Origin of the sequence: Phytoactinopolyspora alkaliphila (assembly GCF_010550695.1) — a bacterium.
Lineage (GTDB): Bacteria > Actinomycetota > Actinomycetes > Jiangellales > Jiangellaceae > Phytoactinopolyspora > Phytoactinopolyspora alkaliphila.
This window is the reverse complement of the sequence record NZ_JAAGOB010000009.1, coordinates 96161-110152: the sequence shown is the minus strand read 5'-3', so window position 1 is coordinate 110152 and position 13992 is coordinate 96161. Positions and strand designations below refer to the sequence as shown.

Genomic DNA, 13992 nt, shown 5'->3' with positions numbered 1-13992 from the left:
CTCCGCTCGACCCCCCCCACGGCACAACGTAGGAACAGCACGAGAGGACGTGACGAGCATGATCGGCTCGCTGGCCGGACCCGGAAGAGGGGCGGTCCTGGTGGACTGCGCGCTCTGGGACGGGCACACCGCATCCGCGGTACAGGACCAGGCGCTGCGCATCGCGCCGGACGGCACGATCCGCGCGGTCGGCGGCGCCGAGGAGGTCCTTGCGCAGGCGCGGGACGACGGTGACGCCGTGGTGGAGCTCGGCGGCGCGACGGTGACACCCGGCCTGGTGAACATGCACGTACATCTCGGCCTGGCATTGCCCGGTCCGCTGGCGGAGGCCAGCCGGGCCGCCACCGACGCCGAACAGGTGTTGCTCATGGCGGGCAATGCGCGCGACGTTCTGCGTGCCGGCGTCACCACCGTGCGTCTGGTGGGGGAGAGCCGGTTCGCCGACATGGCGCTGCGCGGCGCGATCCGGCGTGGGCAGGTGGACGGCCCCACCATTTACACAGCCGGGCACGCGCTGTGCTGTACCGGCGGCCACGGGCACGGCGCCGACGCCGTGGAGGCGGACGGGGCCGACGGGTTCCGGCGGGCCACCCGGGAGCAGATCCGCGCCGGCGCGGACCTGATCAAGGTGTGCATCTCCGGCGGGATCGCCGGGGAATACGAGCAGATCAACACCCCGCAGCTCACCGACGACGAGATGTCCGCGGTGATTTCCACCGCCCACGACTGGGGACGCAAGGTCACCGCCCACGCCGGGCCGTCCGAGGTGATCGCCCGTGCGGTGGAGCTCGGCCTGGACTGCGTGGAGCACGGGTACGAGCTCGAAGCCGGGCTGTGCGCCACCATGGCCGAACGCGGCGTCGCGTACTGCCCCACCATCACGGTCAGCCGCTGCGAACAGTTCTTCCTGGATTCCGGTGTCCCGCGGTGGATGATCGACCGCGCCCTCTCCGCGGGGCCACGGCACTGGCAGAGCCTGCAGCACGCGATCGCTGCGGGCGTGCCGATCATCATGGGCACCGATATGCCGCCGCAGGTTCCCTACGACGAGACCACAGCCACGGTGCGGGAGATGGAGTTCATGGCCAAGGCGGGAATGTCCGCGCACGCCGTCATGGTCTCCGCCACCAGCGCGGCGGCCGCGTGGCTGGGCGCCGCCGGTTCACTCGGATCGCTCGCACCCGGCGCCCAGGCGGATCTGCTGGTTCTGGACGGCGACCCGACGCTGGACGTCTCCGCGCTGCGAGCACTTCACGGGGTGGTGCGGGCCGGACAGGTGGCCCGGGACGACCGCGGGCTGCTGCGTGTCGGAGGTGCGGCATGAACGAGGACAGGAAGATCACCGAGCTCTCCGACCTGCGCGTCGTCGTCGACCGCATCGAGGGCCGTTCGGTGTGCGGGATGGCCGTGGGGGACTCCTGCGAGATCACCCGCTCCAGCCAGCTCCGCATCCCCGAGGGACGGCATTTCTGCCTGTATGCGCTCGCGGCCGCGCTCCCGCTCCTTCCGGCCATGCAACGGCCGATGGACGACGGCGACTGGCTCGCCAACGAGGCCGAGATCGCCTGCCCGGACCCTGAGGAACGCTTGATCATGCGGGTCGAACGGACCGGTCTCTCCCGCATCCCCACCGAGGAGCTGACATGACCGCGCGCATCACCGTGGCGCTGCAGTCGGACAAGTCGCCCGCGGAGTATGCCGCCGCCGCTCAGCGAGTCGAGGAGCTCGGCTTCGACGGGCTGTCCATCTACGCCGATCTCGGCTTCCAACCGCCGCTCCCGGCTCTGCTGCATGCCGCGGCCGCCACGACGCGGCTCTCCCTCATGCCGGCCTGCCTCAATCCCTATCTCACCCACCCGGTCGAGATCGCCGGGCAGCACGCGGCGCTGGACGCCGCCAGCGGCGGTCGCGCGCGGCTCGGGATCGCCCGCGGCACGTGGCTCTCCCGGCTCGGGATCACGCAGTCGCGACCGATACCGGCGTTGCGGGAGACGATCCTGCTGACCCGCGCTCTGCTCGGCGGCGACCGCTCCGGCTTCCAGGGAACGGTGTTCCAGCTAGAACCGGGCGCCGGACTGGCCTACGCGCCGCTGCGGCAAGACGTCGACGTCATGCTCGGGACCTGGGGGCCGAAGGGCGCCCGGGTGGCGGCGGAGGTGGCACAGGAGGTCAAGATCGGCGGCACCGCCAACGCCGCCATGGTGCGGCTCATGCGGACCTGGCTCGACGACGCGGGCGGCACGCGGGTCGCCGTGGCCGCCGGCGCCGTCACGGTCGTCGATGAGGACGGCGACCGGGCTCGGGCGCTGGCCCGCCGCGAGGTGGCGATGTACGTGGACGTGGTGGCCGGCCTGGACCGGTCCACGCAGTTCGATCCCGACCTGATGTCCCGTGTTCACGAGCTGGTGACGCGTGGTGAGATCGACGAGGCCGGCCGGCTGCTGCCCCTGGATGTGCTGAAACTCTTCTGCCTGGCGGGCACCCCCGCCGAGGTCGCCGAGCACGCCGTCGAGCTGGCCGCGGCCGGAGCCGACCGGATCGAGTTCGGGACCCCGCACGGTCTCACCGGGCACGGCGGGATCGAGCTTCTCGGCACTCGGGTGCTGCCCGCCGTCCGGGAGGCCCTCGGCATCCACCATGACGCCGGCGCCGCGCAGGAGGTCGCATGACGAGCGGGCAGCCCGAACCCATCCGGGGCATCGCCGACGACTACCTGGCCGAGCTGGCCGAACTCGATCCCGGCGCCGCCGAGGCGATCGGACGCGGGAGTGCCGTGCGTGTCCCGTGGCTGGGACCCGATGCGTTCGCCCAGCGAGACCAGGCCGTCAGGGGCGCCCTGACGCGGGTGCGCCGATGGCAGGAGACGGAAGCGGCTGGGCGCGCCAGCCGCGCCGACCAGCTGCTCGGGCTCGCGCTGGAAGAACGGCTGACCAGCGACGCCGCCCTGGACGAGGTCGGGTTCGCCCGCCGCCTCCTCGCACCGCTGGCCAGCCCCATTCATCTGGTGCGCCAGGTCTTCGACGACCTGCCGCGCGAGACGCCGGAGGACTACCGCGTCGTCGCCGAGAACCTGCGTGAAGTGCCGCGGGCCTTGCGAGAGTATGCGGCGACGTTGTCCACGGCGGCCGGCCGCGGACACGTGGTCGCGCGCCGGCAGGTGGGACTCGTGGCCGATCAGATCGACGCCTGGGTGGCCGCGGACTTCTACGGCGGGCTCGTCGCCGGGTGTCCTGACGCGGCACTGACCGGGCAGATCGGCGAAGCGGCTCACCGGGCCACCGAGGCGTCGGTGGGTCTGGCCGAGTGGCTCCGGAGTGATCTCATGGGACGCGCCCCGGCGCGTGACGCCGTCGGACACGAGGTTTACCAGGTCACCGCCGGTGCGTTCCTCGGCGCCGAGGTGGACCTGGACGAGCTGTACGAGTGGGGGTGGCAGGAACTCACACGGCTCGCCACCGAGGCGCGGCAGGTGGCCGCGGCGATCTGCGGGGAGCCTGACGCGGCTGCGGCGGCCAGGCAGCTGGACGCCGATCCGGCGCGCCGCGTGCCCACTGGCGAACCGCTGCGAGTGTGGCTGCAGGACCGCCTCGACGCCGTCGCCGATGCCGTCGACGGCCGGTGGTTCGACATCCCGGCCGCCACCAGGCAGGTGGAAGCCCGGATGACCACTGCGGCATCGGGAGTGATGTACTACACGCCGCCCGATGCCGCGCTCACCCGACCCGGGCGCGTGTGGTGGACGGTCCCGGACGGCACCACGCATGTCGCCACCTGGCGTGAGGTGAGCACGGTGCACCACGAGGGGGTTCCCGGTCATCACCTTCAGCACGCGGTCACTTATGCGTTGACGGACCTGCATCCATGGCAACGCCTGCTCTGCCATGTGCACGGGTACGCCGAAGGATGGGCTCACTACGCCGAGCAGCTGGCGGGGGAGATCGGCCTGCTGGACGATCCGGGTGATCGCCTGGGGCAGATTCACGCCCAGCTGTGGCGTGCCTGCCGGATCGTGATCGATCTCGGGCTGCACCTGGAGCTGCCGATCCCCGCGGGCAACGGATTCGTCGAGAGCGAAACGTGGACCCCTGAGGCGGGCGCCGAAATGCTGCACCGCGTGGCGGGGGTCGATCCGCAGACGGCGCGCTTCGAGGTGGACCGCTATCTCGGCTGGCCCGGCCAGGCATTGGCGTTCAAGGTCGGTTCGCGGCTGTGGCATCAGGTGCGCGAAGAGGCCCAGCGCGCCCGGGGAAGCGCGTTCGACCTGCGCACCTTCCATGCCGAAGCACTCGCGTTGGGTCCGATGGGACTGGATCCCCTACGCGCCGGACTGGCCATGCTCACAGCGGAGAGGACGGCCGAGACATGACTGGGGATAGCAGAGAACAGGACATGCCCAGCGACGTCGCCAACGTCATCGTGTCGCTCTACGCCAGCCTCGGTGATCGCCCGGCCTTCGACGCCCACCTCGATCCCGGGGTCACGATCTGGGAGAGCGACGCACCCCGGTTGATGCGCGGCCTAACGGCGCTGGACGAGCTGCGCGACGCCCGTGCGGCCGGCCGCAGCGGCGGACCAGCCGTGCTCAGCGTCGTCCCCGAGGTGATGAGCGTGGACGTCTGGGACGACACCGCGCTGACGTGCAGCCTGCTGTGGGTCACTCTCGAAGGCGAGGAGGCTCCCACCGTGCATCGCATGACCGACGTGCTCCGCCGCACCGACCGGTGGCGCATCGTCCACCACCACGCAGAACTCGAACGGGCTTGAGGCGACGCCGCAGTGGAAGGTTCTTTCAACGGTGGAAGCTCTCTAGGGCCCTGGCCCACACGATCTTCCATCGCCGAAAGAACCGTCCACCGATGATCTGGTCAGCATGGGTCCTAGGCGGCGGTGCGCGCGAGCACGGCCGCGACGGCGGCCTCGATCTCCCGGAGTACGGCGTCGGGTTCTTCGCGAAGCCTGCGGGGAGAGACGGGCAGCACGGTCCAACCCAATGCGGCGTACCTGGCTCGTCGGCGTTCGGTCTGCTCGACGCGGTCGCCGTACCGATGCCATTCCGCCGAGTCGATTTCGACCACCACCCAGGCGTTCGGCCAGCACGCATCCGGACGCATCGACGGGTCACTGCCGACGTCCCCTGGGCTGTGGGCGTGATGCGGGAGCACCTGGTTCCAACGTGGCTCATCGAGGAAACGCGAACGGCGGACCAGGTCGCGGAGTTCACATTCAGGCGCGGAGCGGCAGCCGGCGGCGAGATCGTCCAGAGCACGCCGCACCAGCGTCGAGCCCTTCCATCGAGCGGCGCCGAGGGTGCAAATGAGGCGCTCAGGAGTCGTCAGCCCCCGCTGGGCGGCTTCACACAACACGGCGCGGACGTCCTGGAGCGACGTCATGCCGCGGCAGGTGTCGATGACGGCTCGCTCCGGAGGGGCAGTGGGGATTCCACCGACCATCCGAGCCTCTGGCAGGAGCGACACCCGCCGCATGCGTATGCTGGTTGCGGATACCCGCCGGACGGAGTCCGGGACCAGGATGATGCTCTCGGCGTGGTCCGGGATGTAGCGGATGCCGTAGGCGCGGCAGGCGGACGCTCCGCTGACCATGGCCTGCGGCCCAGCGCTCAACAGGGCCGCGCGGAGATGGTGCCTCGGCTGGATGGGGCCGTTGAACGTGTTCGCGTCAGGCGCTAGGCATATGACGGCGTGACCACCCGCTGGGGATCACTCGCAGCGCGCCGTCCGGACGCCGGCGGAGCCGACGGACCTTGGCGACGTCGGCGTTGTGTGTGAGGTGGACGGCGTCGACGGCACCTGGCTTGTCGATCCGGACGCGCTCGACAAATGGGGACGGCTTTGTTGGCCGCACCGCCTTGCTCTCGCCGTTCGACCGGCTCGTCTATGACCGCGACCGGGCGCTGGACCTGTTCGGTTTCGAGTACGTGCTGGAGATGTACAAGCCGGCGGCCAAGCGGCGCTGGAGCTACTTCGCGCTGCCGACCCTGCATGGTGACCGGCTGGTGGGGAAGCTTGACGCCAAGGCGGACCGCAAGGCCGGCATGCTGAACGTCTTCGCGGTCCACGAGGATGTGCCGTTCAGTTCGGAGATCGCCGACGCCGTCGAGGCGGAAATCGACGCCCTCGCCGACTGGCTCGGCCTCACGGCGGCCTACGCGTCCCGCTGAACACGCCCCCTACCCGGCGGAAACCGGCAGCCGCCGGCGATCCTGGGCACGGCGACGTGCGGTGTCAGCGCTTCTTCGTGGGCAGCGGAATCTCGGTCTTCGCCTTCGCGTTCGCCTTGGCTGCCTTGTCGGCGCGCTTCTCCTTGAGAGACTTCCCGGCCTTCTTGGACATGTGTTGTCGGGGCGACTTGTCGGCCATGAATGCTCCCTGGTTAGGAGCTTGGTCAGCTCCGGTGGCTCCACTGTACGCCTGTTCACGCGAGCCGTTGGCGGAAATTCGCGTGAGTGAAGACATTCGGCCACACAGCAGACATCGAGCTGCCACGTCGAGGTGGTCGAATGAGCGGACACTACTGGCCACCGCGCCGGGTGACTAGGGCAGACGCGGTGACCGACTGGCGCTTCGACGGCGCGAAGAACCCGAACTGGGGAGCGATCCTCGAAGCCGTGGCCGATGCCCCGGTGAACAGCGAGACGTCCTGTATTCCCATGCTCAGGAACGCCGCCCTGAGTCCGTCCGACTTCCTTACCGCCGGTTAGGTACGGCGGCGGTCGCGCTTACGGACGTACCACGATGTTGCCGACCTTGCGGCCGCTGTCGACCCGGCGGTGCGCCGCGGCAACGTCGTGGAGGCCGTAGACCTGATCCAGCACGACCGTGAACTCGCCGTCGGCCACCAGCCGGAGCAGGAACTCGAAGTCCTCGACTCGTTCGGGGGCGGCGCCCGCGATGACCTTGCCGCGCGCACGGACGAGCTCTCCCAGGCCGGCGACGGCCAGCACCAGCACGCCGTCATCGTTCAGGAGACGCCGGCCCGATGCGATGGAGAGGTTGCCGACGGTATCGAGAACCGCGTCGAACTGGTCTGTGACGGTGGCCACGTCGTGGGCTGTGTAGTCGATCACGCGCTCGGCACCCAGTGTCGTGACCAGAGCCGCGTTCGACGAGCTGGTCACGCCGGTCACGGTGGCACCGAGGTGTTTCGCCAGTTGGACGGCGCTGGTGCCGACCGCGCCCGACGCGCCGTTGACGAGCACGGACATGCCGGGCTTGACGACCGCCTTGTCCCGCAGAAAGTACAGTGCCGTAGTGCCACCGAAGAGCAGCCCGGCCGCGTCCTCGTGGCTCACCCCGGCCGGCACACGGGCGAGCTTCTTCGCGGGCACCACGACGTACTCGGCGTGAGCGCCGAGTTTGGTCCCCGTCATGCCGCAAACCTCGTCGCTGGGGGAGAAGCCGGACACGCCAGCTCCGACGGCCGCTACCTCCCCGGAGAAGGCGCTGCCCAGGATCGCACGCCGCGGCCGCAACACGCCGAAAGCCAACCGCGCGAACAACGCGAACCCGGAGGGAAATCGCGCTGCGCGGACGCGAGAGTCGGCCGAGGTGACCGCGGCTGCCCTGACACGCACCAGAACGTCGCCGGTCCCAGGCTTGGGCTGGGGGACATCGACGACGTTCACGGCGTCTGGCGCCCCGTACTTGTGGACAACCGCTGCCTGCATTCACGTTCCCCTTACGCCTGTAAGTCTGTGGGATTCACGATAACCTTACGAGCGTAAGTTCGCAAGGCCCGAGGTCCTGAAGAAGAGGTTTCGCCATGCCGCGCCGTCCAGCGCTCAGCCACGACCGCATCGTCGACGCCGCCGTGCGGGTCGCAGACCGCGGTGGGCTGACCCAGGTGAGCATGCGCAACGTCGGCAAGGAACTCGGCGTCGAAGCGATGTCGCTTTACCACCATCTGGATGGCAAGGGAGCATTGCTGGACGGCCTGGCGAACTGGGTCTTCACGCGCATCGAGCTGCCTGAGTCGCAGCAGCCATGGCGGCAAGCCATGACCGACCGGGCCGCGTCGGCTCGGAGCGTGCTGTCACGTCACCCATGGGCGCTGGGCCTCATCGAGTCGCGTCGCTCACCCGGCCCAGCGCTGCTCCGGCACCACGACAGCGTGCTCGGCTGCCTGCGTCACAACGGCTTCTCGGTCGCTCTGGCGTCACACGCCTTCTCCGCCATAGACGCCTACGTCTACGGGTTCGTGCTCACCGAACTCAACCTTCCGTTCAATGCGGGCGAAGGCGTCGACGAGTTCGTGGGCGAGATCGAGCACGCACTGTCCCCGGATGACTACCCGCATCTTGTCGAACAGATCACCCAGCACGTTCTCCACCGCGACTACTCCTACGCCGACGAATTCCAGATCGGCCTGGACCTGATCCTCGACAGCCTTGAGCTCCGGCTGGCCGGCAACGATTCGCCCTGACGCTCCCGGTGAATCCGGGCCAGTGCTGTGACCTACTCACAGCACCCTGGTGCTCCCGGTTCGGTGCGCTGAGCTCACGCTCACTCTGGGACACAAACTAGTGTCGAGCGGAACCGTTATGAGAATGGATCGCATTATCTGTTACGCTGAGCTCTGTTCTTGACGGCTGTTGAAGGGAGCAGAGCGCCACCGGCGCTCAAGATCTGTGATGACGATTCATTCCCACACGCTGCGCGAGGCGATGCAGCGCTCGCCTCGCCGAACCGCTACCAGGCTGTTCGCCGGTGTCGCACTGTCCGGGCTCGTTCTCGCCGGATGTGCGGGTGACGATCAGGACGACGCCGCCGATGAGACCTCCGAGTTGCCGGCGGAGATCGAGGAGACCGACGACGCGACCGAGCCGGAGACCTCCGAGGATGAGGCCACGGACGGTGAGGCCACCGAGGTCTCGGCCCGATCGCCACGGCTGGCTGTCACCTATGACGGCGGTATCCAGGTCCTCGACGCGACCACGCTGGACGTCATCGAGGACATCGCGCTCGACGGCTTCAACCGGCTAAACCCCGCGGGCGACGAGCGTCACCTGTTCGTGTCCACCACGGGCGGCTTCCAGGTGCTCGACATGGGTACGTGGGGCGAGCCGCACGGCGACCATTCCCACTTCTACACCGCCGCACCGGATCTCACGGATGTGATCGAGCCGGCGCAGACGCCCGGGCACGTCGTTGTCCACCACGGCCGGACCGCGCTTTTCGACGACGGCACGGGCGAGGTCTGGGTGTTCGACTCCGGTGATGCCGCCGACGCCGGCCGCGAGATGCGTGAGTACGTCACGCCGTCGGCACACCACGGCGTGGCCGTCGAACTCAGCGACGGCACCCTGGTCGTCTCCGAGGGCGACGAGGAAGCGCGCACGGGTATCCGGGTGCTGGACGCCGACGGCGAGGAGATCGCCGCGTCCGACGACTGCCCGGGTGTACACGGTGAGGCCGTGGCCGCTAACGAGACCGTCGTCGTTGGCTGTGAGGACGGCGTGCTCGTGTACGCGGACGGAGAGATCACCAAGGTCGACAGCCCGGACGACTACGGCCGGATCGGCAACCAGGCCGGCTCCGAGAACTCGCCGATAGTCCTGGGTGATTACAAGAGCGATCCCGACGCCGATCTGGAGCGGCCCACGCGGGTGGCGCTCGTGGACACCCGGACGGCCGAGCTCAGCCTGGTCGATCTGCCCGCAAGCTACACGTTCCGGTCCCTGGCCCGGGGCGACGACGGTGAAGGGCTGGTTCTCGGCACCGACGGGCAGATCCACGTCATCGATCCGGAGACTGCCGAGCTGGTCGACTCGATCCCGGTCATGGAGGAGTGGGAGGAGCCGACGGAGTGGCAGCAGCCACGTCCCACCATCACCATGCTCGACGGCACGGCGTACGTCACCGACCCGAGCACCAACACGGTGCACGCCGTGGACATCCCGACCGGTGAGGTCTGGAACAGCGTGGAGCTCGATGTCACGCCGAACGAGATGACTGGTGTCACCGGCGACGCCGTCGAGGGTGTTTCCTCCGAGCACAGCGGAGACGACGAGCACGACGACGAGCATGAGCACGACGAAGGGCATGAGCACGACGAAGACGACGAGCACGACGAGCACGAGCACGACGAAGACGACGAGCACGATCACTGAAGGACGATCGGGGGCGGCGGCATGACGTTCGCCGCCCCTGGTGGCAGGAGACCACATTGACGACCCGACACCGCCGCAACGGCATGCTCGGCGCCGGCATGGCACTGGCGGTTCTCACCGCGGGATGCGCCGCAGAGGCGAGTGCCGGCGATGACGGGCTGGAGGTGATGGCATCCTTCTCGCCGCTCGTTTTCGTGGCGCAACGGGTGGCGGGCGAGGATGCGCAGGTCACCAACCTGACGCCCGCCGGCTCAGACCCGCACAACCTGGAGCTGTCCCCGGCGAAGTTCGGCCAGCTGCAGGAGGCCGACCTGATCGTGTATCTCTCCGGGCTTCAGCCGGCCACCGACGATGCCGTGGCTTTGCTCGACGTTCCCGTGGTGGACACCGCCGACGCCGCTCACGCCGACACCCCGGGTGGGGCGGGTGCGGAGGAGCTCCCCGACGCCGGGTCGGATCCGCATTTCTGGCTGGATCCGATGCGTCTGGCCTGGGCCGGTCACCAAGTCGCCGACGCCCTCGCGGAGCTCGAGCCAGAACACGCCTCGCAGTACCGGGATCGTGCCTCGGCACTCGAGGAGGAGCTCGCCCAGCTCGACGACGAGTTCGCCGACGCCTTGAAGCCCTGCGCCGACGCCACGGTGGTCACGTCGCATGAGGCTTTCGGCTATCTGGCCGCACGCTACAACCTCAATCAGGTAGGCATCGCAGGCGTCGACCCTGAAGTAGAGCCCTCGCCGGCCCGGCTGCGCGAGGTGATGGCGGTGGTCGAGGAGACCGGCGTGCGAACGATCTTCTTCGAGGTCAACGCCACCCAGAAGATGGCGGAGCGGCTGGCTGATGAGCTGGGCGTGGGCACCGATGTGCTCGACCCCATGGAGCGGCCCAGCGACGACGACTACGTGAGGGTCATGCGCGCCAACCTGGAGGCACTGACCCGCGGATTGGTCTGCGACGGCTAGCGTCCGCATGGGAGAGGGAGGGAGTCACGAGACGGCCGGATCCACAGTGAGGGTTCCGGCGTCTGTGTCGATCGTGGCCGTGGTGCCGAGAGGCACCGACCAGGGGTCGGAGCCGTGTCCGAGGGGCAGTCCGCCGAGCACGGGAACGCCCAGCCGGCTCAGATGATCGTTCAGGACGTCGAGGACCGACCAGCCGCCGAGTGTCTCGTCGCCGAGCAGCTCCTCGAATCCGAGGATGTGGCCGACAGCGACTCCCCGTACACCGTCGAGCATGCCTGACTTCGCGAGCTGAGTCAGCTCCCGGTCGATCTCGCCGAGACCGGTGCCCATGTAATCCTCGATCAGCAGGATCGCCCCATCAAAGCTGGGGAGCTCGCATCCCACCGAGGTCCGCAACGTGCCGAGATTGCCGCCCATCAAGAATCCGGTAGCCAGCCCGGGCATGGTTGTGGCGGCGGAGACGTCGTCGGGGTTCTGCGGGATGACGACCTGTTCGGTGCCCATCAGAACGCGACGCGTTCCTTCGGCGCCGGCGTGTCCGTGGACGCCGACAAGTCCGCACCACTTCCACAGGGCCATATGCAGGATGGTGATGTCGCTGAATCCGACGAGTGGTTTGGGATCACGCCGGGCGGCGTCGAAGTCGAGGCGGTGCGAGATGCGGTACGCGCCCTTGCCGCCCCGGGTCGCGATGACGGCTCGCACGCCTGGGTCCCGGAACGCGTCGTTGAGGTCGGCGAGGCGCGCCTCATCGGTTCCCGCAAGGTAGCCGACCTGGTCCAGGACATGATCGCCGAGCTCTACCCGCAGGCCCCAGCTCGTCAGCAACTCGACGCTGTTCTGGACATGTTCACGGCTCGGTGGGCTGGCAGGTGAAACGAAGCGCACCCGGTCACCCGGTTTCAGTCGCGGCGGGATGAGGGCGGGGCCACGTCCGGGCATGTTCGTGGCGCCGGCGCGGTCCTTGTGAATTGTCACCCGCTGCAGTCTGTCATGGGCCACGCCGTTGACGGGATTTCGAATGAGGCGGACTCTGGACATGTGGTTCGTCCGCGGGGGGTCAGTGTGGAGTCACATGCGTACCGGTCGGTTCTTGCCGGCGTGGCCGTGGCGCTGGTGCTGATCACGGCCTCCTGTCAGGACGGTGGAGACACGTCGGAGCCGAGCCAAGGGCATGCCGGGCCGGCCACTCAGATGGAGCCTGATGTCACCAGCACAGGTGCGCCGTCCGCGACGCGGTCCGCCGCGCCGTCGGTGTCCACACGGCCGCCTCGCCCGGCCCTTCTTCTGCCCAACATGCGCAGTCTGCCTGCCGAGGACGTCCATGTGCGTCCGGCTGACGGCGGCCTGGAGCTGCGTTTCACCGCAGCGCTTGCGAATGCCGGCGACGGTCCGCTCGTCCTGATGCCCGACGAGGCGGGGGACTGTCCTGAAGGTCAGCGGCACGCGTCGCAGCTGGTGCACCGTGATGTGGACGGCGACGACTCCTTCGACCCGGACCGGGACACCGCGACGCGGCGGTTCCCTGCAGGATGCATGGTCTTCCATCCTGACCACGACCATTGGCATTTCGACGCGTCCGCGGGCTACGCCTTGACCCGTCCAGGTGAGAGCCGGCCGGTGAGCGCCACCGAGAAGGTGAGCTTCTGCATGAGAGACAACAGGCGCCTGGAAGGGGAGCGGTGGGCCGACGCATCGGAACACTACGGCGACTGTGAGCGCGACACGGTCCAAGGTGTCACGCCGGGATTCGCCGACATCTACGACGCGGACCTGCCGGGGCAAGCCCTGAAGTTACCGGACGATCTTGAGGATGGCGTGTACTGCCTGGAGCTCACCGCTGACCCTGAAGGGCTGATCCGGGAAACCGACGACGAGGACAACTCTTCCGTCGTGGCTGTTGAGCTGGCCGGTCAAGAGGCGAGCAGGCAGTCCGGCAACGACGAGTGCGGGTGACGAAGAAACTCCGGATTCGTGCGGTCCTTGTGGCGCTCGCGCTGTTGGCTGCCGGGGCCGGCGTGATCGCTGTATTCCGCCGTCCAGCACAGGACTGAGACGCCGGTAGTGAGATGCTCACCGCGATGATGCGACATGATCATCGGGTTCGGTCAGGCGAGAGCGGCTGGGGTTCATGCCTGCGACGGCCGGCTGCCGAGGCCGATGAGCGTGGTGGCGTCCAGGTGGTCGACGTTCTCAGCTCGAAGTGACTCGAGGTAGGCGACACAAACTCGCTCGACGTCCGCGTCGCTGAGCCACGACTGGAAATCCGTGGCCTGGTTGACGTCGTCGATGGGGTGTGACGGCCTGCGGGTCGGGTCGGTCCGGGTGACTTCGGCCACCGCCCGGATCAGGTGGTGGCCGGCTGCCTCCATCGAACCACGCCGCCAGATGGTCAAGCCCACGCGCCCGCCCGGCCGGGCGCGGCTGGCGAGCCAGTCGGTGCCTGTGGCCATGTCGGGAAAGAAGAAGATACCCAGGACGCACTGCACCACGTCATATCCGTCGGTGGGCCAGGACGTGGCGTCCGCGTGCGTGGCATGCAGTTGCGGCAGATCAGCGGCGAGGCTCGTGAGCTCGTCGATCATTGGTGCTGAGAGGTCGATCGCGTCGACCCGCCCATCCGGTCCCACACGGCTGGCCGAGGGAATGGCCGACGCGCCGACGCCGCAGCACGCGTCCAGGACGTGATCACCGGCGCTGGGACTGGTGGCCTCGACCGTAGCCGCCCCGATCGGCTCCCAGAGGAACTGGCCGAGGTCATCGAAGTCGCTAGCGGCCTCGTCGAAGGCGCGCACGGTCGTGGTGCTCTGAGTGTTCGACATGAGTTAACGATAATCATTCTCGCACTGCTGAGGCAAGGCGACCCGGTGCTTCGTGCGTCTATCGTGGGCTCATCCGTGCCGC

General features: G+C 68.6%; 15 protein-coding genes and 1 pseudogene. 11 read left to right on the top strand and 5 right to left on the bottom strand.

Annotated elements, in window-relative coordinates:
* Window positions 1–58 precede the first annotated feature (58 nt).
* From G1H11_RS17130 to G1H11_RS17110, 5 genes are read left to right on the top strand one after another with little or no spacing between them, the layout of a single operon-like run.
* On the top strand, window positions 59–1324 hold the full coding sequence (locus G1H11_RS17130; RefSeq protein ID WP_163819927.1) for a metal-dependent hydrolase family protein: 1266 nt from the start codon (window positions 59–61) through the stop codon (window positions 1322–1324).
* Window positions 1321–1647, top strand: coding sequence for a TIGR04076 family protein (locus G1H11_RS17125; RefSeq protein WP_163819809.1), 327 nt, complete (start codon window positions 1321–1323; stop codon window positions 1645–1647). The genes G1H11_RS17130 and G1H11_RS17125 overlap by 4 nt, the downstream gene beginning before the upstream one ends.
* On the top strand, window positions 1644–2669 hold the full coding sequence (locus tag G1H11_RS17120) for an LLM class flavin-dependent oxidoreductase (RefSeq protein WP_163819808.1): 1026 nt from the start codon (window positions 1644–1646) through the stop codon (window positions 2667–2669). Before G1H11_RS17125 ends, G1H11_RS17120 begins: the two co-directional genes overlap by 4 nt.
* Window positions 2666–4366: a DUF885 domain-containing protein gene (locus tag G1H11_RS17115; protein ID WP_163819807.1), complete on the top strand. Its 1701-nt coding sequence runs from the start codon at window positions 2666–2668 to the stop codon at window positions 4364–4366. The genes G1H11_RS17120 and G1H11_RS17115 overlap by 4 nt, the downstream gene beginning before the upstream one ends.
* Window positions 4363–4764 (top strand): nuclear transport factor 2 family protein, encoded by a 402-nt coding sequence (locus tag G1H11_RS17110; protein WP_216843853.1) that lies wholly within the window; start codon window positions 4363–4365, stop codon window positions 4762–4764. Before G1H11_RS17115 ends, G1H11_RS17110 begins: the two co-directional genes overlap by 4 nt.
* Window positions 4765–4877: 113 nt before the next feature.
* Here G1H11_RS17110 and G1H11_RS17105 read toward each other — a convergent pair whose 3' ends face one another.
* Window positions 4878–5600: a hypothetical protein gene (locus G1H11_RS17105; RefSeq protein ID WP_163819806.1), complete on the bottom strand. Its 723-nt coding sequence runs from the start codon at window positions 5598–5600 to the stop codon at window positions 4878–4880.
* A 145-nt stretch (window positions 5601–5745) separates the two neighbouring features.
* Between G1H11_RS17105 and G1H11_RS17100 the strand changes: the two are divergent.
* Window positions 5746–6178 (top strand): annotated as a pseudogene (locus tag G1H11_RS17100) (DNA glycosylase AlkZ-like family protein); the annotation flags it as partial.
* Window positions 6179–6242: 64 nt separating this feature from the next.
* Here the strand turns inward: G1H11_RS17100 and G1H11_RS26590 are convergent.
* A complete protein-coding gene (locus G1H11_RS26590) occupies window positions 6243–6377 on the bottom strand; it encodes a hypothetical protein (protein ID WP_281352421.1) in 135 nt (44 codons plus the stop codon).
* Window positions 6378–6517: 140 nt separating this feature from the next.
* Here G1H11_RS26590 and G1H11_RS17095 point away from each other — a divergent pair, with 140 nt between their 5' ends.
* Entirely contained in the window at window positions 6518–6718 is a 201-nt protein-coding gene (locus tag G1H11_RS17095; protein WP_163819805.1) for a hypothetical protein, read from the top strand.
* 18 nt (window positions 6719–6736) lie between these two features.
* Here G1H11_RS17095 and G1H11_RS17090 read toward each other — a convergent pair whose 3' ends face one another.
* Window positions 6737–7684, bottom strand: coding sequence for an NAD(P)-dependent alcohol dehydrogenase (locus G1H11_RS17090; RefSeq protein WP_163819804.1), 948 nt, complete (start codon window positions 7682–7684; stop codon window positions 6737–6739).
* Window positions 7685–7779: 95 nt separating this feature from the next.
* Here G1H11_RS17090 and G1H11_RS17085 point away from each other — a divergent pair, with 95 nt between their 5' ends.
* From G1H11_RS17085 to G1H11_RS17070, 3 genes are all read left to right on the top strand, one after another.
* Window positions 7780–8439 carry a TetR/AcrR family transcriptional regulator gene (locus G1H11_RS17085; RefSeq protein ID WP_163819803.1) on the top strand — a complete coding sequence of 220 codons (660 nt, stop codon included), beginning with the start codon at window positions 7780–7782 and terminating at the stop codon, window positions 8437–8439.
* A gap of 208 nt (window positions 8440–8647) precedes the next feature.
* Window positions 8648–10126 carry a zinc metallochaperone AztD gene (gene aztD / locus G1H11_RS17080; RefSeq protein ID WP_216843851.1) on the top strand — a complete coding sequence of 493 codons (1479 nt, stop codon included), beginning with the start codon at window positions 8648–8650 and terminating at the stop codon, window positions 10124–10126.
* A 56-nt stretch (window positions 10127–10182) separates the two neighbouring features.
* Entirely contained in the window at window positions 10183–11088 is a 906-nt protein-coding gene (locus G1H11_RS17070) for a metal ABC transporter substrate-binding protein (protein WP_216843850.1), read from the top strand.
* A 24-nt stretch (window positions 11089–11112) separates the two neighbouring features.
* Here the strand turns inward: G1H11_RS17070 and G1H11_RS17065 are convergent, their stop codons facing one another.
* Complete coding sequence (locus tag G1H11_RS17065; RefSeq protein ID WP_216843849.1) at window positions 11113–12066, bottom strand: S66 peptidase family protein; 954 nt, start codon at window positions 12064–12066, stop codon at window positions 11113–11115.
* A 318-nt stretch (window positions 12067–12384) separates the two neighbouring features.
* Between G1H11_RS17065 and G1H11_RS17060 the strand changes: the two genes are divergently transcribed.
* Window positions 12385–13044: a lysyl oxidase family protein gene (locus tag G1H11_RS17060; RefSeq protein ID WP_163819802.1), complete on the top strand. Its 660-nt coding sequence runs from the start codon at window positions 12385–12387 to the stop codon at window positions 13042–13044.
* A 173-nt stretch (window positions 13045–13217) separates the two neighbouring features.
* Here G1H11_RS17060 and G1H11_RS17055 read toward each other — a convergent pair whose 3' ends face one another.
* Window positions 13218–13910, bottom strand: a complete 693-nt coding sequence (locus G1H11_RS17055) for a class I SAM-dependent methyltransferase (RefSeq protein ID WP_163819801.1) — start codon at window positions 13908–13910, stop codon at window positions 13218–13220.
* Window positions 13911–13992 lie beyond the last annotated feature (82 nt).

What these genes read in the sequence shown, in the direction of transcription:
- G1H11_RS17130 (WP_163819927.1), top strand. Translation starts at nt 59, where the DNA reads ATGATCGGCTCGCTGGCCGGACCCGGAAGAGGGGCGGTCCTGGTGGAC.
- G1H11_RS17125 (WP_163819809.1), top strand. Translation starts at nt 1,321, where the DNA reads ATGAACGAGGACAGGAAGATCACCGAGCTCTCCGACCTGCGCGTCGTC.
- G1H11_RS17120 (WP_163819808.1), top strand. Translation starts at nt 1,644, where the DNA reads ATGACCGCGCGCATCACCGTGGCGCTGCAGTCGGACAAGTCGCCCGCG.
- G1H11_RS17115 (WP_163819807.1), top strand. Translation starts at nt 2,666, where the DNA reads ATGACGAGCGGGCAGCCCGAACCCATCCGGGGCATCGCCGACGACTAC.
- G1H11_RS17110 (WP_216843853.1), top strand. Translation starts at nt 4,363, where the DNA reads ATGACTGGGGATAGCAGAGAACAGGACATGCCCAGCGACGTCGCCAAC.
- G1H11_RS17105 (WP_163819806.1), bottom strand. Translation starts at nt 5,600, where the DNA reads ATGGTCAGCGGAGCGTCCGCCTGCCGCGCCTACGGCATCCGCTACATC.
- G1H11_RS26590 (WP_281352421.1), bottom strand. Translation starts at nt 6,377, where the DNA reads ATGGCCGACAAGTCGCCCCGACAACACATGTCCAAGAAGGCCGGGAAG.
- G1H11_RS17095 (WP_163819805.1), top strand. Translation starts at nt 6,518, where the DNA reads ATGAGCGGACACTACTGGCCACCGCGCCGGGTGACTAGGGCAGACGCG.
- G1H11_RS17090 (WP_163819804.1), bottom strand. Translation starts at nt 7,684, where the DNA reads ATGCAGGCAGCGGTTGTCCACAAGTACGGGGCGCCAGACGCCGTGAAC.
- G1H11_RS17085 (WP_163819803.1), top strand. Translation starts at nt 7,780, where the DNA reads ATGCCGCGCCGTCCAGCGCTCAGCCACGACCGCATCGTCGACGCCGCC.
- aztD (WP_216843851.1), top strand. Translation starts at nt 8,648, where the DNA reads ATGACGATTCATTCCCACACGCTGCGCGAGGCGATGCAGCGCTCGCCT.
- G1H11_RS17060 (WP_163819802.1), top strand. Translation starts at nt 12,385, where the DNA reads ATGCGCAGTCTGCCTGCCGAGGACGTCCATGTGCGTCCGGCTGACGGC.
- G1H11_RS17055 (WP_163819801.1), bottom strand. Translation starts at nt 13,910, where the DNA reads ATGTCGAACACTCAGAGCACCACGACCGTGCGCGCCTTCGACGAGGCC.